Consider the following 26341-nt stretch of genomic DNA (forward strand, 5'->3'; position numbering starts at 1 on the left):
ATGATTATACTATATGTAAAGTTAGCTTGTCATTTGAAGAAGGTGGTTTAATGTGAAGAACAGACTTGAAGAAATAAGAAAAGCAAATGGAATAACGCAAGAGGAGTTAGCTTCTATTCTGGAGGTATCAAGGCAGACGATTGGTTCTTTAGAAAATGGAAGATATAATCCATCAATAATGTTGGCATTTAAAATTGCAAGGTACTTTCAAATGAACATTGAAGAAATTTTTATTTATGAGGAGGAATAAGATGAAAAATAAAATTGAATATGAAATGAAGACTGGTAAAAAAGTAGGTATTTTATTTATTTGTATTGGTGTGTTATTTGCTTTATTTGGCGTAATACTATTTTCTAAGAAAGATATTTTACAAATATTTCCAAGAATGGATATTGCTTGGATTGGATTTTCTGTTGTTGCTTTTATTCTATGTGTTAGTGGGATAAATGTATTCTTAATTTCTGGGAAAAAGCAAGAATGGATAAATGAAACTGATGAAAGAGAGTTACTAATTACTGCTAAGGCTAGTATGGTAGGGTATTATATTCAAACAGTTTTACTGGGAGTAGTTTTTTTCCTATTAACTTTTATGGGATATTTAAATAAAGCTTCAGGATTTTCTATACTAGGAGTCATTTTGATAAGTGGTATTGTGTCATGGATTTATAATTTATATTTACGAAAAGTAGAATAGATAACTAAAAAGTAATATTTATTAGAAAACAGTAAATCACAAAAAGGTTTACTGTTTTTTCTTGTTCAAATGTTAAAAGAAAGAGCGTCAATAAATCAAAAAAGGTACTTGACAAAACGCTTCCTGGGGAGAAAGCAAGGATATTGCTCCATACATTGACCCTAAGTTTGAAAACAATGTACTAATAACTAATACTGAAAGACTTACAATGAACTCAAGACCTAAAAACCCTAAATATGCTAGAAATAAAAATGTATTAGTAATAGGTGGTTCTGGATCAGGTAAAACGAGATTTTATGTAAAGCCAAATCTAATGCAAATGCACTCTTCCTATGTAGTAACAGACCCTAAGGGGACACTTGTGTTAGAGTGTGGGAAAATGCTTTATGAAAATGGATATGACATAAAGATTTTGAACACAATAAACTTTAAAAAATCTATGAAATACAATCCATTTGCTTATTTGAGAAGTGAGAAAGATATTTTAAAGCTTGTCCAAACAATAATTGCTAATACTAAGGGAGATGGAGAAAAGGCAGGAGAAGATTTCTGGGTAAAGGCTGAGAAGTTATATTACACTGCCCTCATCGGTTATATCTATTATGAAGCACCAGAAGAAGAAAAGAACTTTAAGACACTATTGGATATGATTGACGCAAGTGAAGTCAGAGAAGATGACGAAACCTATATGAACCCAATTGATAGGCTCTTTGAAGCTCTTGAAAAGAAAGACCCAACTCATTTTGCAGTTAAGCAATATAAGAAATATAAGCTTGCAGCTGGAAAAACTGCCAAGTCAATTCTAATATCATGTGGAGCAAGACTTGCACCTTTTGATATAAGAGAGCTTAGAGAACTAATGAGCGAAGATGAACTAGAGCTTGATAAAATTGGAGATAGGAAAACTGCTTTGTTCGTAATAATATCAGATACAGATGATACCTTTAATTTTGTAGTTTCAATAATGTATTCTCAGCTATTTAATCTACTATGTGATAAGGCAGATGATGTGTATGGTGGAAGACTTCCAGTTCATGTTAGGTGTCTACTTGATGAGTTTGCAAATATAGGATTAATTCCAAAATTTGAAAAATTGATTGCAACAATTCGTTCAAGAGAAATATCAGCAAGCATAATACTGCAAGCACAATCTCAATTAAAAGCAATCTATAAAGACCATGCAGATACAATAGTTGGTAACTGCGACTCTACACTCTTTTTAGGAGGAAAAGAAAAAACAACAGTAAAAGAATTATCTGAAACCTTAGGAAAAGAAACCATAGACCTATATAACACATCAGAAACAAGATCCAATCAAAAATATTTTGGTCTAAATTACCAAAAAACTGGCAAGGAACTTATGAGTCAAGATGAAATAACTGTAATGGATGGTGGTAAGTGCATATACCAGCTAAGAGGGGTAAGACCTTTCTTGTCTGATAAATTCGATATTACAAAGCATAAGAATTACAAGTTGTTGGAAGATTATGATAAGAAAAACTTGTTTGATGTGGAAGAGTATTTAAAGAATAGAGATAAAATAAAAATAAACAGGAACAGTTTGATTACAAGATTATGAATTAAGCCTAGGATAAAAATATTTTTGGTATAATATCTATATATAAACCATGGAGGTAGGCATATGAGGTCTTATGAAAGTAAGGAAGAATTAAAAAATGAGATAAAGAAAACTTTTGGAAAATATATTTCAGAGTTTGATAATATTCCAGAAGAATTAAAAGATAAAAGAGTAGATCAAGTTGATAGGACACCAGCTGAAAATCTTGCCTATCAAGTGGGTTGGACAACTTTAGTTTTGAAATGGGAAGAAGATGAAAAAAAGGGAATTGAGGTTAAAACGCCATCTGACAAATTTAAGTGGAATCAACTTGGAGAATTGTATCAATGGTTTACAGATACCTATGCTCATAAATCGTTAAAGGAATTAAAAGAACAACTATCACAGAATATAGAAGATATTTACTCTTTGATAGATAATCTTACAGAGGAAGAATTATTTAAACCACATATGAGAAAATGGGCAGATGAAGCAACAAAAACTGCAACTTGGGAAGTATATAAATTTATCCATGTAAATACAGTAGCACCATTTGGAACATTTAGGACTAAGATTAGAAAATGGAAAAAACTTAATAATTTTGTGAATGTAATTAAATAATAAGGTTGGTGCTTTAATTGAATTATGAAAAATTTAAAAAAATAATAAATAGAAAAACCTCTATAATAGTATTAGATACAAATGTAATACTTGACTTAGCTCGATATTCATTATACAGTAGCAAAAACATATTAGAAATTTTCAAGGAGTGTAAGGATTTAATATGGATTCCGAATCAAGTGTATAAAGAATTTAATAAAAATAAATATAGCGTATTCGGACAATTGAAAAAAAGTATCAAAATTTTGAAAAAGATTTACTAAGAGTAATTGAAAGGAGTCAAAAAAATTTAGAGAGTGTCTTGATTAAATCATCTAAATATAATTATTTTGGAAGAAAAAATTTGGAGAATGATTTAAATAACAAGTTAGTTGAATTAAAACAAATAATCAAATCTTATAAAAATAGTGTTGGTATTGAATATGATGAAATAACAACAGATTCTCCTGAAATAATTAAAGATATAAATAATCTTATTTCATATTTAGAAAAAAATAATAGGATAGGTAATAGGATAAGGTTTAGTGAACAATTAAAAATTATTAGAGAGGGTGAACTTAGGTATAAATATAAAATTCCGCCTGGATATGAGGACATTAATAAAGATGGAGTTGAAAAATTTGGAGATTTATTTGTTTGGAAAGAGATATTAGATTTACCAGTTGAAAAATCAGTAAAAGATATTATTTTTATTACGAATGATATAAAAGAAGACTGGTGGAGTAAGGATAGTCAAGATAATTTAGTAGTTCACGATAAATTATTAGGTGAATTTAAAGAAAAAAATCCAAATGTAAATATTGAATTTTTAACAACAGGAATGTTTCAGAATTTCGCTTCAAAAGTATATGATAGATATGATTTTAATGTTTATGTAGATTTAAATAGAAAAGATGTGTCATATGTAGAAAGAGTAAAACAAGATATTTCTAATGATATAGTTGACAGTATTTATAATAACAACTATTATTATCTAGAATCGTATGTTATTGGAAGTGAGGGTATTGAAGAATTAGATATAAATAATTGTGAATTCAATGAGATATTAGATACTTATGCAGAGTTTACAGACGAGATTGTTAGTATAACTTATGAGCTAGAATATTTAATAAATTTAAGTTGTGTATCCTTTGATTATTGGGGACGTGATGATGATACAAAAGAAGTCATACAATCACCACCAATAGAACAAGAATTTAGTGGAAGTGTCATAGTTAATGTCACAAGATTAATTAATAAAGATGATATCGAAGAAGATTCTTTTTATATTAATAATGATAAAGAATATACAGATATTGAAATAATTGAAATTCAGATAGATCAAGATTCTATAAACAAAAATGAAGAAGACTACGATGACTCTTATTTAGAAGAGGAGAATTACAATAATGATTATGCATTTATTTGCTCTAAATGTGGAAAGGGATTTAAGGATAGGCGAGAAGATGTAGGTGGTATTTGTCGAGATTGTTCATTTAATGATTAATAATATAGGATATTTTATTAAAGCAGTAATTATAAAGTTTACTGCTTTTTTTATACTCAAAATTAGGAGGTTAAGATGTTAAGGATAAGAGCTCCTACTTAGAACAATTTAATAAGGAATAATGTATAGCGATTGGAAATAAATAGATCCAGTCGCTTTTTTAATTTAAATTTATAGATTAAGGAGAAGAAATTAATGGATAGAGAAATGATAAATATTAATGCAAATTTAGTTAAGGAAGCTGAATTTTCAGAATTTGAAAAGGATGGAGAAAATGTTCAAGTAGCAAATTTTGCTCTTGTTAAAAATTATGGAAAGGGCAAAGAATATACAAATTGCTCAGTATATGGAGAAAAGGTAGAAATTGTAAAAGAATTTGAAAAAGGAGATCTAATCCATGTCTTTGGATATTTTAAAGAAAATAAAAAAGGAGATAAGGTCTACAAGAATTTTATAGTTAAATCACTAAACAAAATAGAAAAAGACAAGAAAACGAGGAGGAATAATATGGAATTTTTTACAGCTGGAGTTGGAGTTTTAAAGACACTTGTAACTGCAATTGGTGCAGGTTTAGGTGCATGGGGAGTTATTAACTTAATGGAAGGTTATGGTAATGATAACCGTGCGACACGTTCATAAGTGAAAAGCTTATGCACTAAGTCGAAGGACTGAAAGTTCAAAACTTAGGAGAACTGGCAATCTGATAGGTAGAATGACGGGGTAACGCCCTGAAATGCCTACACTGATACTCCGATTGGCAATGAATATTAGACTATTTCATTGTCAAAAGCTCGGTGAAGTCGGCAGAGAGTAGCCGTAAGACTGATATTAACATCAGACACGAAAGCTGTTCAGAGGTGGACGGTGCTACCTATATGTCGGGTGTCGAATACGCATGGTGAGAATGTGTATACCAAAGCACTGACGTACTTCCGAATGTAAGGGTCTAAACGTTTGAATTTGCCTAACGGCAATTCCCATCAAAGATGGGGTGTTTGTGGATGAGTAAGAATGGTTGTTATGAAAATCCATATATCGTTACAGGCGATATGGTGAAAACTAAACACAGGCTTAGAGGAAGAACCTAAACGTATTCAAAGATAAGATTGTCGGAACGTGGTAAGCCAAGAGCATGGAAGCAGTCTAATGCTAATGAAGTGTTGAATGGGAAAATGACTGAAAAAAACAGCATATAACCGTTCTTTATCTTGGTGAAAGCGGTGGCACAGTACCTATGAAGCGAAAATAATAAGTTCGTGGAGGGATAGCCACCAGTCACAGGAAAGTACAAGAACTGAAATTAAGACAAACACAGCTTCGAGTATGACAAAGAAAATCAAATCCGAAAGGAGATGGTGACTGTGTCCACTTCGAAACAAACACTGAAACAAAGCAAAATCCGTTATACGGAATACTATGACTTGCAAAAAGTCCTTGATGATTTATATGAAGATAGCGGTAAGAATAAAGTATTTTCAAATTTAATGGAGTTGATAACTTCAAGAGAAAATATAAAACTTGCCTATCGCAGTATCAAAGGGAACAAAGGAAGTCATACAGCCGGAGTAGATGGCAGAACAATAAAGCATCTATCAAGGCTAAATGAAGAAGAATACATTTCTCTCATACAAAAACAGTTTCATTGGTATAAACCACGCCCTGTAAAGAGAGTGGAGATACTAAAGCCTAATGGGAAAATAAGACCTTTAGGAATACCGACTATTGTAGACAGAATTGTACAACAATGTATCTTGCAAATATTAGAGCCGATATGTGAAGCCAAGTTTCATGACAGCTCCTATGGGTTTCGACCTAACAGGAGTACGGAACACGCTATTGCAGAATGTGCGAGACTAATGCAGATACAGCATTTACACTATGTAGTTGATATTGATATACAAGGATTTTTCGACAATGTATATCATGCAAAGCTCATAAGGCAACTTTGGAATTTGGGTATCCAAGACAAAAAGCTACTTTGTATCATTAAGGAAATGCTGAAAGCAGACATAGTTATGCCCGATAAAAAGGTAATTACACCAACAAAGGGAACACCACAAGGCGGTATATTATCACCGCTACTATCTAATGTAGTCTTGAACGAATTAGATTGGTGGGTTTCTTCTCAATGGCTGACAATGCCCACGCATTATCCATATAAACAGAGAACGAACAGTCAAGGAACAGAGATAAAAAGCCATACCTACAGAGCTTTAAGAACAAGCAACCTAAAAGAAATATACATTGTAAGGTATGCTGATGATTTTAAGATATTTTGCCGTAATTACTACGATGCAAAAAGAACCTATCAGGCAGTTACAAAATGGTTGCAAGACAGATTAAAACTAAATGTAAGTGAAGAAAAATCTAAAATAACAAATCTAAAACAAAAGTATTCGGAGTTCTTAGGTTTCAAGCTGAAGGTTAAACCAAAAGGCAAAAAGTTTGTTGTACAGTCGCATATAAGTGATAAGGCACTGAAAAATGCAAAAGAAGATATTTCTAAATGTGTTGCGGATATAAAAAGACCTGCAAACAAAAAGGAACAGTACAAAGCAATAGCCAAGTATAATGCCACTGTTTCAGGCTTGCATAATTACTACCAAATAGCAACAAATGTAAGTTTGGACTTTGCTAAAATAGCCTTTCACATTAAAAAGCAGATGAACAACAGACTTGATATTAAAACCAGTGGAACGCTAAACAAAGGATTTATCAAAGAAAAATATGGAAAAAGTAAACAGCTTCGCTTCCTTAATGGACATCCGCTAATTCCAGTTGGATATATTAGGACAAAGGACGCAAAACACAAGAAAAAGGTTGTAAATAAATACACTGTAAAGGGCAGAGCTTTTATTCATAAAAATCTGCAAATTGATGTAGATACACTTGTTTGGTTGATGAGACATCCTGTGCTTGATAAAAGCATAGAGTTTGCAGACAACAGAATCTCGCTCTTTGCAGCTCAATATGGCAGATGTGGAGTAACAGGTGTAAAACTTATACCAAACGACATACATTGCCATCACAAGATACCGCTTGAACAAGGCGGTACAGATAGTTACAGCAACTTAATTCTTGTTACAGAAGCAGTTCATATACTCATCCATGCAACAAAAGTAGATACAATCCAAAAATATATAAAAGAGCTTGGGTTAACAGTCAAGCAGATTGAGAAATGTAATAAGCTTAGAAAAATGGCAGAACTGCCACTAATTTAGAGAAAAAAATAATTTGTTACGAAGTGTGTAAGTCTTAGTTAAAACGTGAAAATCTTTCTTGTGATGGAACGCCGTGTGCGGTGAAAGTCGCATGCACGGTGTGAAGTGGGGGAAAATCCGGAGATAACATCAAAGGATTACCTATCACTATCTGGTGCTAAATCTCAAGGTATTAAGCAATTTATGGCAAGATAAGGACGGAATAACACAACAAATTCTCTAAAACAAAATATTAAATCAATGTAAGATTGAATGAAATCAATATTTATTTTATAATTAAATAAATCTAATAAAGAGAAAAAGAGGGATATTATGGCACTTAACTATAAACCATTATGGATACAGTTAGCAAAAAAAGATTAAAAAAACAGATGTAATAGCCATGGCAGGACTTACAACAAATGTTATGGCACAAATGGGCAAGGATAAACCAATTACATTTAAAAATTTAGAAAGAATATGTAAGGCTCTATCTTACACACCTAATGATATTATTAGTTTTGAAGATGAATTCGAAAGAGAGATTTAAAACTGAACGGAGATGTATTAAAATATAAAAATTATCATTTTAAATGGTCAAAACACTTGACTATTTTTTAAAATTATGACATACTCAAAACGAAAATAATTAAAGATATAAAAATGCAAAAGCAAATGAAAATGTAATTTATATAGGAGGTAATATAGTTGGAATTTTCAGATGGTGAACTACTAGTAATGGAAGAGTTGTGGAAGGGCGATGTCTTAGATGAAAATGGAGAAATCCAAGCCTTAGCCTTATCAAAAATATTAATGGAAAGGCACAATATAAGCAAAACATCTTGCTACACATTTTTTGGAAGATTAGTAGAAAAAGGGGCGATAGCTAGAAGATACCCTAAATATACAATTAGAGTCCTTGTATCAAGAGAGGATGCTCTTTTGAATAAGCAAAAAGAAGCCTTTCATAAACTTTTCAAAGGATCACTTCTAAATATGTGTAAAACGTTTTTGCAAAATGAAAAAGTTACAAAAGAAGAAATAGAAGAAATGAAAAAATTAATAGATAGCTTTGACGAAGAGGACCAAGAGGAAGACAAGGATGGCAATAAGTCTAGTTAGGGTAATTACTCTAGAAAAATCTATAAAAAGTCTTTTTTTACTAGTTGTTATTCTTTTAGTTAGACCAATCTTAAATAAAAAAGCCTTTAGGTCAGCAAGTATTATTTTGTGGATAGTATTATTAATCTATTTAGTAAGTCCCTATGAACTTATGATAGGAATAGATTGTGTCAAGGAAAATGGTATCCTACCATATTTGCTAGGTTTAATAAATCTTTTTAATTCTTGCTTATGCTGGTTAATAAATAAACTAGGCTATATATTTTTTAAGTTAAACCGAATAATAGGTTCGATTTTGATTTTTACTTACCTAGGAATAAAAATTTATAAATTTCATAAAGTTATGAAAGGCTCTACCCTTACCCATAATACTTTATGCAAAGAAAAAATAAGTGAATTTGGATTAAAAAGAAAAGTAGAGATTTATATAAATAATAATTTAAAAACACCCCTTACCTTTGGAATTTTAAGACCTAGGATAATCCTACAAGATCATATCTTAGCTGATGAGAAATTACTAGACCATGTTTTGATCCATGAACTAATGCATATAAAGAAATTTCATATTTTACTAACCCACCTGATAAATATTGTAGCCTGCCTATATTGGTACAATCCACTCTTATGGCTAAGCTTAAAATATATAGACCAAGATATAGAAATAAATTGCGATAAGCTAGTGGTTCAACAATTAGGCGACACAATAAAAAATAGAAAAGAATATTGCATGTCAATGCTAAAGTTATTAGAAATAAAAAGCAATACAAATAATTTTGTTTTAAATTTAAACACAAATAAAGAAAGGATGCTTATTATGAAAAAATGGAAAAAGACACTTGCAGGTTTGATGATTTTTATGTTTGCGTTTACATTTTGTTTACCGGTATTTGCTAATGTGGCTGACCTAAATCAAGATAGGATTGATACAGTAGGTGATATAGTCACTAATATAAACTCGGAATTTGGAGATAGGGTTCAAATAATAAGTGACGAAGAGTATCAAAAGTTAGAATTAGGAGAAGTATCGAGGACAGGTCTTAGAGCAGCAAATGTTGATGAGAATATAAGATTAAGTAGATTTGATAAGATAGACTATGAATTTAACATGGATACCTGGACAGGTCCAGTTCATGATGGTTTTACAGTTAGATTAAAAGATATGTCTTGCTCAGGTGGAATTAAATATCAGGTAATTATTGAAGAAGATGGAAAAATTATATATAACAAATTTTTTTCTTCAGACTCAATATTAAAGGTTAAGGCTAATAGAGGAAGTAGATATGTTGTTACGATTGATAATGAATCAAATAAAACATTATCAGGAAAGGTAAAGATAAACTCATATGTAAGATAGATAGGAGGTGAAATAATGGATTTAAATCCTATGAGATATAGTAATGGCGATTAGTTTAGATGCTATATTCTATAATATAGCTAGAAACAGCGGTTAGAAAATCAGATTATATTTGATTTTAATGTCAAATATATTGATGACAGACAAAATTATATGAGGAGGTTAGAAATGAAGAGAAGATTTACTCTATTAATAGCCATGGTGATGCTGTTAACAACAATGGCAACAAATGTATTTGCTTCATCAGCAAATAATAACTCAAAAGTCAGCCCTAAAGAATGGCAAGAATGGTTTAATGGTCTAAGTAAAGAGGAACAATTAAGTGTAAACTATGAGCCTGCATCATCAAAACAACTTAGATTCACAGATGATGATATGGAGTGGTTAAACTGGTATAATTCTCTTTCAAAAGAAGAACAATTAGCAGTTAAATATGTTCCAAGTCAAGTTTTAAAAGTGTTTGGTGATACAAAAGTATCTAAAACAGCAATTGATAGCCTACGATTAAAAGAAGAAACTAAAGAAAGCATAGAGTTGCGTTCAACTAAAATGCCTACTGGTGGATATGAGTTTCCATACAATCCAAGTTATTGGAATGAAAACAAGGAGTATGCAAACTGTTATGCATATGCTTTAAATGTAAAATCTAAAACGAGAGGTCATAAACTTCAACCCGGTGAAATATCTGGCAGAATGTTTACTGATTTAACATGTAGAGATATAATCAATGCAGCATATAGAGATATGCCAGAATTAGATTATAAGCTTAGACGTTCGTCATATAGTGAGCGACCAGGATATAGAGAATATAAGGTTGCGTTAGTTGTTGGAAGATATGATTACCATTGGTATAGACAAGATAAAGATGGTGGTTGGTCTCATAAAAGAGGACTTTCAGAACTATCTTATAAAGATGCTTCTGGTAAATATATTTATGATCCAGAAGAATGTGACAGAGACTATGGAAATCTTAGTTATCCAACATTTTGTGGATACTATATAATTAGATACTAAAAAAACAATCTTACAGAGGGGCATATCCCCTCTGTAAGATATATATTATTATGAAATTAACGATAAATACTCTAAAAAGAGTTATTAATAATTTTGATAGTCCAGATATATGGGATTATTTAGAAAAGTATGAACATAATGATTTAGGCAGTGGAGTTTATTATTGGGAATTTTACATTGAAGACTCTTATAAGTTAACAATAATTGGTTAAGACAAGAACAATAGAGCTGATAAAATTAGAATTGAAAAAATTAGATAAGATTAAATATATTTAAAATTTAAATAGATCGGAATTAGATAAGGAAGATATGCAATGAATGAAATAAAAAAATATTAGCACTATTAATACTTGTGGATTAATATTTTCTATTAATGCAAGTGTATTTACTTATAACTCAAAAATTCAAATGATGAAAAGATAGTTGATTGAAATTATGATGGAGGTAATTATGAAAAAGTTTAATAAATTTTGGATGGTTTCGTTAATACTATGTCTGGTGGTTGGAATATTCTTACCTAGTTCAGCATTAGCACAAGAAAATAATCAAGCCAATACTTCGTATACTCAATATGAACAGTATATAAGGGAGGGCATATTAGGAGAAGATGTTAGTTATGACGAGTGGAAAAATCTAGTAGAGTCCTCTCAGAAACTAGAAGAGATACTATCTAACTCAACAGATTTTTATGAAGTGTATTCTTCTGATGCCACAATGGCAAGAGCAAGTTTTACACCTAAAAAGGGAGACGTTATAATAACAAATGGAACAAGTTCAGCTGGGATTTTAGGGCATGCTGGGATTGCAACTTCTAGTAGTCAAATACTTCATATAGCTGGAAAAGGTGAGAATCCAAAAACTATTTCATTCACTAAATGGCATTCAGATTACACAAATAAAGACAGAAGTTCATGGACAAAAGTATATAGACATAAGAATAGCTCTGTTGCGGACCATGCTGCTAACTGGGCGATAGAAAAATATAAAGACTCTAATGCACAATATAAGATTACGCCAAATTTAGCCAGTACCGATGTAACATATTGCTCAAAAATAGTATGGCAGGCATATTACTATGGTCCAGTGCCAGCTGAAGCTAACGGTCCTACATGGGGATATAGATTACCATATGATTTGCCTGATACAATACACAATTTAAGCTATCAACACACTTATTAAGGCAATGATTTAAGATGAAAAAAACGAAAATTATCCTTATAATATTATCTATAGTTCTGGCTTGTTTTTTAATATATCAATACCCGATTCAAAGGGTGCTAGCTTTGAAAAACTTTAAAAGTTATATAAGTCAACAAGGCATAGAGCCTGAAATTATCAAAAGCAAAAAAGTATTCAAAAATTGGAAAGATGGGGGATATAAAATTATAGTAATTCTTGATGATGATCCGAACTATATATACATTTATCGCTATCAACCATGGACACACAAAAAGAATGAACATATAAAATTCAATAGAATTACTTTACAAATTACGGATATTGAAAAATCTATGGTGTTAGACCCTCCGTATGACGGTAAGTGTAAGTATCCTCCTATTGATGAGTGATGAAGATGTGGATGATTAAGCAAAGACTGATAAGGATAGAAAGGGTATATTCTTGAAGCTTCATTAAAAAACTAGACTGAATGATGTTGAAAAATACGGATAATGTAACAAATCATGAATAAAATAGATACGGGAAAAACAATTCCAAGTCCAAAAACTGCTAACGAGATTTCAAATGCGCTTGGCGTTTGTATATTTTAAGATTTGATTTAGATGTACAGGGAATGTTTATGTGTCCAAATTGTAGTTGATAACTGTGTGTTAAGACTTGTGCTTCAAATATATGAAAGTGGGTTGAACTATATAAATTATAGCAACCCTCAGAGATATAGGAACGGTGATCAGTTTAGAAGCTATATTCTATAATATAGATAAAAGAACTGTAAGAAAATAGATTATATTTGATTTTAATGTCAAATATATTGAGGTCAGACAAAATTATATGAGGAGGTTAGAAATGAAGAGAAGATTTACTCTATTAATAGCCATGGTGATGCTGTTAACAGCAATGGCAACAAATGTATTTGCTTCATCAGCAAATAATAACTCAAAAGTCAGCCCTAAAGAATGGCAAGAATGGTTTAATAAATTAAGTGAAGAAGAACAAAAAAGTGTAGATTATTCGCCTGAAATAAAACTACAGGATTTAGGCATAGATAAGGTTAAAGAATACAAAAATGATGAGTTATCATATATGGATATTGCTATTTCAGCAGCTATTAGATTAAATTCTTCAAATGAAGATGAAGATATACTAAAAAATGGCTCAAAGATAGAAAAAATAGCCTCTATATATGATTCAAAAAATACAAGGATTGCATATTATATAACTTTTAGTCCAACTGGATATGCGATTGTTAATAATAATCCTAATAATCCAGAATTAATTGAATTTGGATATGGTAAAAATGAAGATATAGAAGAAGTATTAAATAATGATTCTGTTGCTAAATATTTTAATCAAAATAATAATTTTGAGAAAAATAATTATCTTAGGATAGATATAAAATCAGATGAAATATATAATATTTATCCTGATTTAAAGGAAGATAATCAGGAATTGCTCAAAGAAATTAGATCAGTTAAAGAGAGTATAAAGGAATCAATTTCTTTAAGTGGTAAAGGAGGTTATGGATTCTATGATTGGGGACAAATGCCTAGTGGAAATTATGAGTCGAGAACAATTAGTGGTGCTAGTTCCACAGATTGGATTACAACTGGAGAAGTAAGTGATTTAGCTAAAAATCATTGTGGTGCAACAGCTGTAACTAATATAGCTTTATACTTTAATAATAGAGGTTATAGTAAATTAAAAATTAATGGAGATAAACGTGAAACGTTTAAAAAAGTACATGCGATAGTTGGAAATGGTCCAGTAATGACTATTGCAGGAGATACAAAAACATATTTTTCTAATAGAGGATACGAATTAAAGTATAGTAGCGTAAATAGTTTTGATGGAATAAAGAATTCTGTTAGAAATGATAGAATAACAGGGATATTATTAGCAAATGGAATAGTCGATTGGCACTGGGTTTTAGGTGTTGGTTATAGAGAATATTCTAGTGGAGATAAATTTATAAGAATAGTAAATGGTTGGAACAATACTATAGATAGATTTTATAAACCTGGTTCAGGCTCTCTTTGGATATCTGCTACGGAGTATTGGATACGATGAAGCTATCAATTACTATTGATAAATTAAAACACACTATTATACAGATGTTTATTTTTATCTTAACTTTTGTAATTTCAAGAAAATATTTTAATAATGTGTATGTATTTGAATGGACTAGCCATAGATACTACTTGTATCTATGGCTAGGAGTCTTAATATTAACCTACCTAGATAAAAAGTATATTTCTTATGCCATAACCTTAGCAAATGTAATCGGATTATTTATTGGGCAATATCTGGGCGACTATATTCAATCAATAAATATAGCAAAAATTACAAACAATACAGATGCCGAAAATATTTATAGGCTAAGCAAGCACTACGGAGTATTTATATGGATTTTCTCTATCATGCTTGCAATATTAATAGCAATCATGATTGGTTTTATTAAGAGATATAAAAAACTAAAGAATTTAAGCTATAAGTAAATCAAGGTATTAGAGAGATTTAGATTATTTATATATTAGGATGGATTTATAATTGAAAAAATTATATTTAATCAAATATATTTTAAATTAAACAAATAAAACATTATCAGGAAAGGTAAAGATAAATTCATATGTAAGATAGTGAGGAGGTGAAATAGTGGATTTAAATCCTATGAGATATAGTAATGGCGATTAGTTTAGAAGCTATATTCTATAATATAGCAAGAAATAACAGTTGGAAAAATAGAATATATTTGATTTTAATGTCAAATATATTGAGGTTAAGCAAAATTATATGATGGAGGTAATTATGAAAAAGTTTAATAAATTTTGGATGGTTTCGTTAATACTATGTCTGGTGGTTGGAATATTCTTACCTAGTTCAGCATTAGCACAAGAAAATAATCAAGCTAATACTTCGTATACTCAATATGAACAGTATATAAGTGAGGGCATATTAGGAGAAGATGTTAGTTATGACGAGTGGAAAAATCTAGTAGAGTCCTCTCAGAAATTAGAAGAGATACTATCTAACTCAACAGATTTTTATGAAGTGTATTCTTCTGATGCCACAATGGCAAGAGCAAGTTTTACACCTAAAAAGGGAGACGTTATAATAACAAATGGAACAAGCTCAGCTGGGATTTTAGGGCATGCTGGGATTGCAACTTCTAGTGGGTATGTTTTCCACATTGCAGGACCAGGATATCATCCAGGATATATTGCGTTTTCTAGCTGGCATAACAACTACACAAATAAAAACAGAACTTCATGGACAAAAGTATATAGACATAATAGCAGTACGGTAGCTAATGCGGCTGCAAATTGGGCAGTTAATACTTATGCGGGTTCTAATGCAGAATATAAGATAACTGGTAATTTAGCTAGTACAGACGTCACTTATTGTTCTAAATTGGTATGGCAAGCGTATTATTATGGTCCATCATCCCATCAAGCTAACGGTCCAACAATAGGATACAGGTTACCATATGATTTACCAGATACAATACACAGTTTAAGCTACAAGCACACTTACTAGGACTTAGTATTATGATAAAGAAAAAAAAGATGATATTATTAGTAGTAGGTATAATCATATTTGGTACAGCTATATACCAATACCCATTACAAAAAGCATTAGCACAGAGAAGCTTTGAAAATTATATAAGTAAACAAGGAATAGCTTCTGAAAACATCAATAGTAAAAGATTTTTTAAAGACTGGAAACAAGGAGGATACTTGGTAGTTGTAACTTTTAATGATGATATAAACAATAAATATTATTATCATTATGATGTGTGGACGCATAAAAAATACGATTCATTAAAATTTAATAGAATGACATTAACTATTATCGATGAAAAAAATTCTGTTACATTAGACCCTCCGTATGACGGTAAGTGTAAGTATCCTCCTATTGATGAGTGATGAAGATGTGGATGAGTAAGCAAAGACTGATAAGGATAGAAATCGTATATTCTTGAAGCTTCATTTAAAATACTAGACTGAATGATGTTGAAAAATACGGATAATGTAACAAATCATGAATAAAATAGATGCAGGGAAAACAATTCCAAGTCCAAAAACTGCTAACGAGATTTCAAATGCGCTTGGAGTTTGTATATTTTAAGTATTTGATTTAGATGTACAGGGAATGTTTATGTGTCCAAATTGTAGTTGATAACTGTGTGTTAAGACTTGAGCTTCAAATATATGAAAGTGGGTTGAACTTTATAAATTATAGCAACCCTCAGAGATATAAGAACGGTGATCAGTTTAGATGCTATATTCTATAATATAGATAAAAGAACTGTAAGAAAATAGATTATATTTGATCTTAATGTCAAATATATTGAGGTCAGACAAAATTATATGAGGAGGTTAGAAATGAAGAGAAGATTTACTCTATTAATAGCCGTGGTGATGCTGTTAACAGCAATGGCAACAAATGTATTTGCTTCATCAGCAAATAATAACTCAAAAGTCAGCCCTAAAGAATGGCAAGAATGGTTTAATGGTCTAAGTAAAGAGGAACAATTAAGTGTAAACTATGAGCCAAGTCAAGTTTTAAAAGCACTTAGTGCTAATGAAGTTTCAAAAGTTAATATTGACGACAAATATGAAACCAAAACCTTTTTGACAGAACTACAGAACCTATATCCGACCATGGAAAAAAAGTCTATAAATCAATATATATCATCTTATATTGAGATTTTCAATATGTACAGGGGTATGTATCCAAATCTTTCAAATAAGGCTATCGCAGAAAAAGCAAAAGCGAATATGTTAAATAAGATAGAGTATACGATTGATGATTCAGAGTATGAAGCTAAGGATATTATAATCCGCTCAGCTAAAGAACCTGATGGGTATGAAGCCATTGTCGACTATATAAATAAAAATCTCAAGCCTAATTACTACGCTACTTTGGACACGACAGAAGAAAATATAAATATTCTAAAAAGACATATTAATAGTTTACCAAACGAAGTCAAAGAATCAGCATTGTTATATATTGAGGATATGGAATCAGAAGATAATTTCGACGAAACAATTGCTAAAAAATATTTGAAAACAAATATTTTATATAGAAGCTCTGAAAAAGATGCAGCTTCAAAATGTGTTGCTTATGCAAAAGAGTATTGGAAAGATTATAATCCCAGTTATCCTGATTGGGATGTTGATTGTGCTAATTTCGTTTCTCAATGTCTGTATGCGGGAGAAAAAAAGATGAAACACGAATATCCTAAAATAGACGATAGTAGAAACTGGTTTTCTTATGGTTCAAAAAAAGAACCAAGCCAAGTATCTTCTACATGGCGTGGGGCAAATATGTTTAAGTGGCACTGGGTCTCAAGATCATATGCTTATAAGGATTTCGATCTGAGTAAAAATGGAGAACTTTCAAGGTTATACAACTATGCACAAGCTGGATACCCTATATCTTTTTTAAACTCTAAAGATGGCGCATATCATACTTTAATAATAACTGGCTTCAACAATAATACAAAAGATGTTGGCGTAAGAAACCATTCAGGTAGAGTCAATAATGAAAATACAGGTGTAAGATGGCTTAGTGGAGATAATGTTAAAGTAAGAGTATATGTCGTTTATAAATTATAACTAGGGTTTGATGAGTTAAGTGTAACAAGACAATACATTAGTCTTTTGGAACGAGGAGAAGCTCAACCAACGATTCCAGTAGGAATAGAAATTGCAAATAAACTAAGTACATGTATTTATACATTATTTGGTTTTGATAAATTTGAGTGTGAGCAGTGTCGTGGAGGCGCAGGAGGAAATTAAATGGTATATTTAAATCCACAAAGGTATAAGAATGGCGATATAGACTGTAGTATATAAACCATAAGAACACAATATATAAGCAAAAAATTCACAGGAAGTCAGTATGAAAAAGATTAAACTTTTTATTGGATATTTATTAGTGCTGGTATCGTTTTTAGCACCAAGTGTTGTATTTGCGGGTAGCTATGTAGATAAGGATATTAAAACAGAAATAGATGAAATATTGAATGATTTTAATTTTAAAACGCAAGGCACTAATATACATTTCTATAGTATGAGTGCTAATGATACTAAAGGTGAAAATATAGAAATAAGAAAAAATGATGGTCTTATATCAATTGTATCTGATGAAGGTAAAAGAAAAATTACTTTAACAGAAAATCTGGATGTAGTCTCTGTAGATCAATATGATATTGCGGATAGTTTATCCTTATACAGATGAAAATGAGAAGTATTTTATTGATACAGATAAAAAATATATTGATTTAATAGTATCTAAATATGTGCCTAATGATTACAACATTATTGAAGTAAAACCTATTTTGGATGGATTCCATCAGATTATTTGTTTGAAAGATAATCAATACGATATAACAAATTATTATGATTCATATAAAATAACAGTAGATTTTAAAACGCATACCGTTTTAGGGTTTAATCAGTGCCATGAGTATATTGTAAATGGTCTACCAAAGATTGATAGAAATGAAGCAATGGAAATAGCAATTAATTATTGTGAGAATAATAATATAAAATTCAATTATTCTGGGATTCCTTTGATAGAGTTGGAAGTCAGAAAAGAAAATGACTATTTTGAAAATAATTCGCTTGAAGGATTAAACGATATTGACTTAGAAATCTATGCCAATAGACAGTTAGAAAGACCATTACATTGTTCATATGTTGTTACATTTGATGATTTTTCTGTTTTGGTTGATGCTTATACCGGTGAAATAATAGGTGGAGATGAGTTTGCAGCGTCAAAAGATGGGGCTTCATATTATGGAACACATAAGGGCAAAAATACAAAATATTTTACTAGTTCAGCATCCAACATTAATTCTATCCTTAATTCGTTGGGATATAATTCATATACAGATTCAGCAGACAATGATAATGGGGTAAGCTTAAGAAGATTTGTTCGAGGAGATGGAAACAATTATGCGTTTGCATTTTCCGGTCATGCCTCACCAATATCTTTAGGAAATGGGTTAGAGTATGGTTATGTAAGATATTTAGGTCTAAACGATGTTACTTGTTGTTGGAAATTTGTTTTTTTAAATGGGTGTAATACGGCAGAAGATACAAGGTGGAGAGACGCTTTTGGTATTAGCGGATCTTCAAATGGGAAAATATTTTTAGGTTGGTATAAAGGGATTAAACTAGGTACAATGTTAGATTTTACTGGAAATTTAAAGCATCAAGTCAGAAGAAATCCAAGCAAAACATTTTATTCTAATGTATTAAGAGCTATTGAGAAGCCAGGAACATATTATTATATACGTTTTTGGGGTGATAAAAATATATCAGGTAGAGTTTAGTAAATACCATGCAAGTGACTATGAAAAATAAAATAATTTTAAAATATTTAATATGTATTTGTTTAATATTTTTATTAATGGCATGCTCCAAGAAAATGAATTCGATTGATAATTTAGATAAAGTTAAAATAATTAGTACCTTAAAGGATTTCGGATATAATGAAAAAGATGGAGAAATGCTCTATAAAGAAAGAGAAAATCTGGATAATGGAGGGATAAAAATTGAGTCTTCTGAAGGGGCTATCTTTATTTTTGATAATAACAGTGATGTGATTCATGTAGATGCTTTATCAACTCTTAAGTGGGATGAAGATAGTGCGGAAGATTTAGAATATCCAAAAAAAGAATATGTAAAATTTATCAAAGATAAATACATTCCATTTGACTATACAGAAGAAGAAATAGGCTATTATACAAAAGAATATAAGATGCATTCTTTTTATAAAGCTAATGCTGCTAATATTTTCAACCCATACAATCAAATTAGAGTAGTATTCGATAGAAATAAGAACGCTATAATTCTATATGATAGTATAGATGACTTTATAATAAAAGAACCACCTAAGATAGATGAAATAAAAGCTAAAAATATAGCAAAAGATTTTTTATCAGCATCTAATGAAAAGGAATCAGAAAGTGTTCAAAATATTTCGTTAAAAGTAATCAAATCTAATAACTTTTTTAAGGATTCATCATTTTTAGTAGACAGTAAAAACAATATCAAAGTTCAAAAAGCTGGTGTTCTTCATTTAGCTTATGTTATAGAGATTGAAGATGTATTAATATATGTTGATGCTTATAATGGTAAAATAATTGGAGGAGATTCGTTTTAATTCATTACGAGATAAAAAAACTTAGCTAAGAAGCATCTAGAAAATCTAGGTGCTTTTTTGATGCCTAAAATTAAGGAGGTGAGATATTGGCAAATAGAATAAAAGGGATAACTGTTGAGATTGGTGGAGATACTACCAAATTACAGACCGCACTAAAACAAGTAAATACAGAGATAAAACATACCCAATCAGAACTTCGTGATGTCAATAAACTTCTTAAACTTGATCCAGGCAACACTGAACTTATCTCACAAAAGCATAAGCTATTAGGTCAGACCTTAGAAGAAACAAAAAATAAATTAACCTCTTTAAAAGAGGCTCAGAAACAAGCTGAACAAGCTCTTGCAGAAGGTAATGGAGAGAAGCTAAAAGAAGAAAAGTCTAAGCTAGAAGAAGAGATTAGAGATAAAGACAATAAGATAGCTCAATTGAATAAAGAAATTGAGGGTCTTAAAAACTCCAATAATGATGAACTAATAGCAGAAATTACTCAGCTTAAAGATGAATTAAAAAGATTACAAGATGAAAATGCAAAACTAAAAGAAGATTATTCATCTACAAAATGGGAGTTAGAAGCTGAGAAAGAAAAGACCGATAAAAACGAAAATAAAATCAAAGAAATGCAAGAAAAGCTTGAGTCTTTAGAAGGAGAACTTGCAAAGAAGACTAAAGAAATTGAGGATAAAGGCAATAGAATTAAGGACTTAGAAAAAGCTATTGATGAAAAAGAAAAAATCTAAACCAAGACTTAACTAAGAAATTAGATGAACTTCTAAAACTCCAAAAAGAAAATAAAGAGAAGAAAGAAGATAAGAAATCTCAAGATAAGAAGTGGGACGAAATTTTGAAAGCTGATGACAAGAATATTCTAAATCAATTTGATTTTAACAAGATGAAAAAGCAAGAGGAACAACAAGGCAAAAAACAAGTTAAAGATGAAAAAGAATTTGCAGTTTTCCAAGTAGACAAAAACTTCTATAACATTATCAACAAAGATGATAAGACAACAGTCTATATGGATGTAAAAACTTATGTAGATCAAGGAAGAACTATGATTCCAGTAAGATATATTGCTTATACTTTAGGTTTTAATGTTGAGTATGACAACTCTACTCGTGAAGCCATTTTCTCAAATAAAGAGAATAATATATTAGCTAAAAAAACGTTAAGACTAAATATTGATACTGGTGTTATGAAAGATTCAGATGGAAAGGTCTACAATTCAGATGTTAAGCCAGTGATTTTAAATGGAAGAATTCATGCTTCAATTTCAAATATTGCTAAAGCTTTTGGAGCAAGTCATGGAGATATTAAAGATGGCAAAAACCAAACAATAGAATGGGACAATGCTAGAAAAGCAGTCTATGTATTTAAAAATGTAAAATAAGAAAGGATAGAAAAATGAATAAGAGCATTAAACGAGGAGTAGCCATAGCGTTACTCCTTTTTACATTTACAGTACCAAAAGCTACATTTGCGATGACAAATGAAGGACAGATTGAAAGTCAAAACGAATCAATCTATGAACCACAAAAAGAAGAATTTGAAAAAATGTTGAAAGATGATGTTTTTACACCATCAAAAGAAGAAATTCCTTATCAAGATGTTCCAAGAATACCAGGAAATACAAGTGAATCAAACATGCCTTCAAATAATCCTCCTAAGAAAACACCACTTGTAAAAGGTGGTAATACAAAGGCAGTAAATAGTCTAGCAACACAGGAAAATAAGGCAAGAGGTTCAGTAATTGAAAATGTAGATAGGAATGGAAAAGATATTACACCAAGTGGAGACACAGAAAAAGATAAAGAAAATCCAGTAGATGTAAGACAATTTTTAACATTTCAAACTAAAAGTGGAAAAACTATGCACCTAATAGTGGATCACTCATCAAATCAAGATAATGTAAGGCTATTAACAGAAGTAGGAGAGCAAGACCTACTTAATATGATTGAATCAGAAGATAAAAATACTATAAAGGTTGAAGAGCCTAAGAAAGAGGAAGTAAAAAAAGAAGAGCCTACGGTTGTTCCAGTAAAAGAAGAAAAGAAAAGTGGTATAGGTTCATTTCTAATTGTTGCACTTGTAATTGGAGGAGTTGTAGGAGCAGGATACTATTTTAAGGTAGTTAAAGCAAAAGAAGATAAAATGTTGGAAGACTTTGAAGAAGATGATGAAGATTATATTAGTGAGTCAGAAGATGAATCTAACAATGAAGAAAGTCATGAAGAATCTTTAGATGAAGATGATGAACTATTATAAATCTCAAGTCCTATCATCGAATAAACAATACAAAAATATGGTATAATTAAGTATAATGTTTGCCAGAGAGGAGGGATACTTTGAACTTAAAAGACTATCTTGGAGAAACAAATCTATATGACAAAAAAGAAAAATTAGAAAGGAACAAACCAAAAGCTTGGTTAAAATCTGTGTCTGCCTTTGCTAATGGTAGAGGTGGGAAGCTAATATTTGGAGTAAGAGAAGATAACACAATTCTTGGAATTAGTGACTATCAAGAAGTTTCCGAAAATATTTCTGAAATCATAAAAATTAAAATGGATCCGAATCCGGAATTTGATATGGAAATAAAGGAAATTGATGGAAAAATTATATTGATTTTAAGTGTATTTGTTGGGAAGAATACACCATATTTTGTAGTTGATGGAGGAAGCAGAACTGCTTATAAAAGAGTAGGAAATCAAAGTGTCCCTGCAAGTCGAATTGATCTTTTTAATTTGTCTTTAAAGGGAGAACATGTAAGTTACGATTCACTTGAGTCAAAGAAAAAACTAGAAGATGTAAGCTTTAAGGAACTTAAAATCGAGTACAAAGAAAGAACGGGAAAAGATTTTGAAGAAAAAGATTTGAAATCTTTCGGACTTGTAAATGATCAGGTAAATCTAACCATAGCAGGAGCTTTATTTGCAGATAACTATCAAGTTTATCAGTCAAGGGTATTTTGTACTAGATGGAATGGACTTACAAAGGCAAATGGTAGAATAGATGCCTTAGATGATGCTGAATTTGAAGGTAATATAATTTATCTTTTAAAAGCAAGTTTGGACTTTGTAAAAAGAAATTCAAAAAAGATGTGGAAGAAAGGTCCAGTCTATAGAATAGAATATCCAGAATATCCTGAAAGGGCAGTCCAAGAAGCTCTAGTAAATGCATTAATTCACAGAGATTATTCTGTTATAGGTAGTGAAGTCCATGTAGATATCTATGACGATAGGTTAGAAATATATTCTCCTGGAGGTATGTATGACGGAACTTTTGTCCAAGACCTCAATCCATTAGATGTATCTTCTATAAGAAGAAACCCAATCATAGCAGATGTATTTGCAAGAATGGATTTAATGGAAAGGCGTGGTTCAGGACTTAGAAAAATAATAGAAGCTTATGAAGCAGAAGAAAATTATAAAGAAGAATTAAAACCAGTCTTTAAGTCAACAGAATCTTCATTTACTACAATTCTAAAGAATTTAAATTATGACACTCAAAATGACGGTCAAAGTGAGGGGCAAAATGAGGGTAAAAATGAAGGTCAAAATGACGGTAAAAAGTTAAAACCAAAAGATAGGCGAAATAAGATAGCGAAACTTATGAAAGAAAATTCAAACATAACAACAATTGAATTATCTCACATATTATTGGTATCTGTAAGCACGATAGAAAGAGATTTAAAAGTTCTCACAGATGAAAAAACAATTGAGTATATAGGCAGTGCTAAAGATGGATATTGGAAAGTAAACAAATAAAGTTAAAAAAGAAAATAGAATTCTCCCGAAAATAATAAGATATTCAGGAGAAATACTTTGAGCGAGAGAGAAATCTTTCGCTCTTTTTTTATTTATGGAGGTATTAATGAAGTTAGTAATAGCAGAAAAACCAAGTGTAGCAGTTACAATTGCAAAAGTAACCCACGCAAGAACAAGAAAAAACGGATATTATGAGGGGAATGGATACATTGTTTCATGGTGTGTAGGTCATTTAATTCAAATGGCAAGTCCAGAAAGACACGATGAAAAATGGAAGAAATGGACAATAGATAATCTTCCTATAATCCCAGAAGAATATATTTATGAAGTATCTAAAAGCACTAAGAAACAATATGGAGTTTTAAAGAAACTTTTAAACGATAAGAACATCGACACAGTTATAAATGCTTGTGATGCTGGAAGAGAGGGAGAACTTATTTTTAGGCTTGTATACAATCAAGCTAAATGTAAGAAGAAAATTCAAAGACTTTGGATATCTTCAATGGAAAACAAAGCTATTGAAGATGGCTTTAGAAATCTTAAAGATGGAGAAAACTTTGAAGACTTATATAGATCAGCTAGTGCAAGAGCCATTGCAGATTGGCTGGTGGGGATGAATCTAAGTAGGCTTTATTCTTGCATTTACAAGGAAACATATTCTGTTGGTAGAGTACAAACACCAACTCTATATTTAATAGCTAAAAGGGATAGTGAAATAAACCTATTTAAGAAGCAAAAATATTATACGGTAGACCTATCTTATGGAGAATTGAAGCTTGTATCAGATAGGATTGATAAAATTGAAGTTGCTGAACAACTATTAAATCTACTAGAAGATGAAATAGTTATTACAGAGGTAGAAGATAAAGAAATAAGCACAAAACCAGATAAGCCTTATGATCTCACTACCTTACAAAGAGAAGCAAATAAATATTTTGGATATTCAGCAAATGATACTTTAAATCTGGCACAAGGTTTGTATGAAAAAAAGCTAATCACATATCCAAGAACAGATAGTAGGTATTTAACCGATGATATGGTTACTACTATGAAAGAATTATTAAAAGGACTTGAAGATGATTTTAAAATCAATGAATCAAACTTTAAGTCTATTTTTAATTCATCTAAGGTTACAGACCACTATGCAATTATTCCTACTATATCAGGTATTGAAAAAGCTAAAGATATATCTGATAAAGAAAGTAAAATCTATAATCTAATTAAGGATAAATTTCTTGCTTCATGTTCGGATAACTTAAAGGAATCTAGCAGAAAAATCAGATATGAATATGACAAGTTTAACTTCAATGCAAGTGGCAAGACTATAATCAATGAAGGTTATACCAAGTATCTAAAGGCTTATGGAAAGGAAAAACAAGAAAATGAATTACCAGATATAAAGACTGGAGATAAAATTAAGCTAACTTCTAAAAATATATCGGAAAAATTTACCAAAGCTCCAGGTCATTATAATGAAGATACACTTTTAAAGGCTATGGAGAATGCAGGAGTAGAATCCTTGGATAAAGATATAGAAGTGGAGAGAAAAGGCTTAGGAACACCAGCTACAAGAGCAGGAATTATCGAAAATCTTATCCATAAGGATCTCATAAGAAGAGATAAGAAAAATTTACTTGTAACAGAAAAAGGCAATAGGCTTGTATCGATTGTAGAGGATAAGTTTAAGTCGGCAGAAACAACATCTGAATGGGAAATGAAACTTGCAAAGATTAGCTCTGGCGAAGTAGATAAAGAAGACTTTTTAAGAGAAATAGAAGATAGTATAAGTGAACGACCCAACCTTATATGCTGAAATTTTTAAATAAAGGCATAGATAACAGTTTTAGAGGGCTACTAAAAGTGATTAAAGATTTTTCTTATACTATTTCTACAAAACAAATGAGAGTACCTAATTCTGGAATAATAGATACTGGAAATGGTCAGTATAGGTATTTAACAGAAAGAGAATGTTTAAGACTCATGGGTTTTGATGATAGTGATATTGACAAACTAGAAGAGGCACATCCAAGAAGAAAAAATTGCACCTCAAGTAAACTATATAAGCAGGCCGGCAATTCTATTGTGGTTGATATTTTAATGGCGATTATTAAAGTGTTAATGTAGATTAGTGTAAATAATATTCTAAAAATGATATAATAACTACAAACAGATTTTT

Annotated in this window: 24 protein-coding genes and 5 pseudogenes; all 29 read left to right on the forward strand. The window is 30.7% G+C overall.

Annotated elements, in window-relative coordinates:
• Positions 1-52 precede the first annotated feature (52 nt).
• Entirely contained in the window at positions 53-250 is a 198-nt protein-coding gene (locus BIV18_RS00480; protein ID WP_075658676.1) for a type II toxin-antitoxin system RelB family anti-toxin, read from the forward strand.
• Position 251: 1 nt separating this feature from the next.
• Positions 252-695, forward strand: coding sequence for a hypothetical protein (locus BIV18_RS00485; RefSeq protein ID WP_202968677.1), 444 nt, complete (start codon positions 252-254; stop codon positions 693-695).
• Between the two features lie 115 nt (positions 696-810).
• Positions 811-2274 (forward strand): annotated as a pseudogene (locus BIV18_RS00490) (VirD4-like conjugal transfer protein, CD1115 family); the annotation flags it as partial.
• A 63-nt stretch (positions 2275-2337) separates the two neighbouring features.
• On the forward strand, positions 2338-2874 hold the full coding sequence (locus BIV18_RS00495) for a ClbS/DfsB family four-helix bundle protein (protein ID WP_001258251.1): 537 nt from the start codon (positions 2338-2340) through the stop codon (positions 2872-2874).
• Between the two features lie 17 nt (positions 2875-2891).
• Positions 2892-4360 (forward strand): annotated as a pseudogene (locus BIV18_RS00500) (PIN-like domain-containing protein).
• 195 nt (positions 4361-4555) lie between these two features.
• Positions 4556-4866 (forward strand): annotated as a pseudogene (locus tag BIV18_RS00505) (single-stranded DNA-binding protein).
• Between the two features lies 1 nt (position 4867).
• Positions 4868-4999, forward strand: coding sequence for a Maff2 family mobile element protein (locus tag BIV18_RS00510; RefSeq protein ID WP_000394205.1), 132 nt, complete (start codon positions 4868-4870; stop codon positions 4997-4999).
• 722 nt (positions 5000-5721) lie between these two features.
• Positions 5722-7581 (forward strand): group II intron reverse transcriptase/maturase, encoded by a 1860-nt coding sequence (gene ltrA, locus BIV18_RS00515; protein ID WP_075658678.1) that lies wholly within the window; start codon positions 5722-5724, stop codon positions 7579-7581.
• A gap of 382 nt (positions 7582-7963) precedes the next feature.
• On the forward strand, positions 7964-8110 hold the full coding sequence (locus BIV18_RS00520) for a helix-turn-helix domain-containing protein (RefSeq protein WP_456238491.1): 147 nt from the start codon (positions 7964-7966) through the stop codon (positions 8108-8110).
• Between the two features lie 158 nt (positions 8111-8268).
• A complete protein-coding gene (locus BIV18_RS00525; RefSeq protein WP_075658680.1) occupies positions 8269-8682 on the forward strand; it encodes a BlaI/MecI/CopY family transcriptional regulator in 414 nt (137 codons plus the stop codon).
• A gap of 151 nt (positions 8683-8833) precedes the next feature.
• The gene (locus tag BIV18_RS00530; RefSeq protein ID WP_235860747.1) at positions 8834-10036 is read left to right on the forward strand and encodes a M56 family metallopeptidase; all 1203 of its coding nucleotides are present in this window, start codon (positions 8834-8836) and stop codon (positions 10034-10036) included.
• A gap of 168 nt (positions 10037-10204) precedes the next feature.
• Complete coding sequence (locus tag BIV18_RS10600; protein WP_075658684.1) at positions 10205-11050, forward strand: hypothetical protein; 846 nt, start codon at positions 10205-10207, stop codon at positions 11048-11050.
• Positions 11051-11100: 50 nt separating this feature from the next.
• On the forward strand, positions 11101-11262 hold the full coding sequence (locus BIV18_RS10605) for a hypothetical protein (RefSeq protein ID WP_178385760.1): 162 nt from the start codon (positions 11101-11103) through the stop codon (positions 11260-11262).
• Positions 11263-11548: 286 nt separating this feature from the next.
• The gene (locus BIV18_RS00540; RefSeq protein ID WP_144015188.1) at positions 11549-12229 is read left to right on the forward strand and encodes a hypothetical protein; all 681 of its coding nucleotides are present in this window, start codon (positions 11549-11551) and stop codon (positions 12227-12229) included.
• A gap of 14 nt (positions 12230-12243) precedes the next feature.
• The gene (locus BIV18_RS00545; RefSeq protein ID WP_211660242.1) at positions 12244-12618 is read left to right on the forward strand and encodes a DUF3139 domain-containing protein; all 375 of its coding nucleotides are present in this window, start codon (positions 12244-12246) and stop codon (positions 12616-12618) included.
• A gap of 457 nt (positions 12619-13075) precedes the next feature.
• Positions 13076-14296 carry a hypothetical protein gene (locus BIV18_RS10610; RefSeq protein WP_075658688.1) on the forward strand — a complete coding sequence of 407 codons (1221 nt, stop codon included), beginning with the start codon at positions 13076-13078 and terminating at the stop codon, positions 14294-14296.
• A complete protein-coding gene (locus tag BIV18_RS00555; protein ID WP_075658690.1) occupies positions 14293-14724 on the forward strand; it encodes a hypothetical protein in 432 nt (143 codons plus the stop codon). The genes BIV18_RS10610 and BIV18_RS00555 overlap by 4 nt, the downstream gene beginning before the upstream one ends.
• Before the next feature lie 310 nt (positions 14725-15034).
• Positions 15035-15763: a hypothetical protein gene (locus BIV18_RS00560; protein ID WP_075658692.1), complete on the forward strand. Its 729-nt coding sequence runs from the start codon at positions 15035-15037 to the stop codon at positions 15761-15763.
• 11 nt (positions 15764-15774) lie between these two features.
• A complete protein-coding gene (locus BIV18_RS00565) occupies positions 15775-16152 on the forward strand; it encodes a DUF3139 domain-containing protein (RefSeq protein ID WP_235860748.1) in 378 nt (125 codons plus the stop codon).
• A gap of 459 nt (positions 16153-16611) precedes the next feature.
• Positions 16612-17847 carry an amidase domain-containing protein gene (locus BIV18_RS00570; protein ID WP_075658694.1) on the forward strand — a complete coding sequence of 412 codons (1236 nt, stop codon included), beginning with the start codon at positions 16612-16614 and terminating at the stop codon, positions 17845-17847.
• 45 nt (positions 17848-17892) lie between these two features.
• The gene (locus BIV18_RS10465) at positions 17893-18030 is read left to right on the forward strand and encodes a hypothetical protein (RefSeq protein ID WP_178385761.1); all 138 of its coding nucleotides are present in this window, start codon (positions 17893-17895) and stop codon (positions 18028-18030) included.
• A gap of 103 nt (positions 18031-18133) precedes the next feature.
• Positions 18134-18472 carry a hypothetical protein gene (locus tag BIV18_RS00575; RefSeq protein ID WP_075658696.1) on the forward strand — a complete coding sequence of 113 codons (339 nt, stop codon included), beginning with the start codon at positions 18134-18136 and terminating at the stop codon, positions 18470-18472.
• Positions 18438-19571: a hypothetical protein gene (locus BIV18_RS00580; protein ID WP_075658698.1), complete on the forward strand. Its 1134-nt coding sequence runs from the start codon at positions 18438-18440 to the stop codon at positions 19569-19571. The genes BIV18_RS00575 and BIV18_RS00580 overlap by 35 nt, the downstream gene beginning before the upstream one ends.
• A 20-nt stretch (positions 19572-19591) precedes the next feature.
• Entirely contained in the window at positions 19592-20404 is an 813-nt protein-coding gene (locus BIV18_RS00585; protein ID WP_075658700.1) for a hypothetical protein, read from the forward strand.
• A gap of 86 nt (positions 20405-20490) precedes the next feature.
• Positions 20491-21791, forward strand: a pseudogene (locus BIV18_RS10845) (copper amine oxidase N-terminal domain-containing protein).
• A 14-nt stretch (positions 21792-21805) separates the two neighbouring features.
• Entirely contained in the window at positions 21806-22666 is an 861-nt protein-coding gene (locus tag BIV18_RS00595; protein ID WP_075658702.1) for a CD1107 family mobile element protein, read from the forward strand.
• Positions 22667-22746: 80 nt separating this feature from the next.
• Complete coding sequence (locus BIV18_RS00600) at positions 22747-24165, forward strand: AlbA family DNA-binding domain-containing protein (protein WP_075658704.1); 1419 nt, start codon at positions 22747-22749, stop codon at positions 24163-24165.
• A gap of 106 nt (positions 24166-24271) precedes the next feature.
• Positions 24272-25978: a DNA topoisomerase 3 gene (locus BIV18_RS00605; protein ID WP_075658706.1), complete on the forward strand. Its 1707-nt coding sequence runs from the start codon at positions 24272-24274 to the stop codon at positions 25976-25978.
• Positions 25960-26289 (forward strand): annotated as a pseudogene (locus BIV18_RS00610) (DNA cytosine methyltransferase); the annotation flags it as partial. The gene BIV18_RS00605 and the pseudogene BIV18_RS00610, both read left to right, overlap by 19 nt.
• Between the last annotated feature and the right edge of the window lie 52 nt (positions 26290-26341).

It is taken from the genome of Peptoniphilus grossensis (assembly GCF_001940285.1).
Lineage (GTDB): Bacteria > Bacillota > Clostridia > Tissierellales > Peptoniphilaceae > Peptoniphilus_A > Peptoniphilus_A faecalis.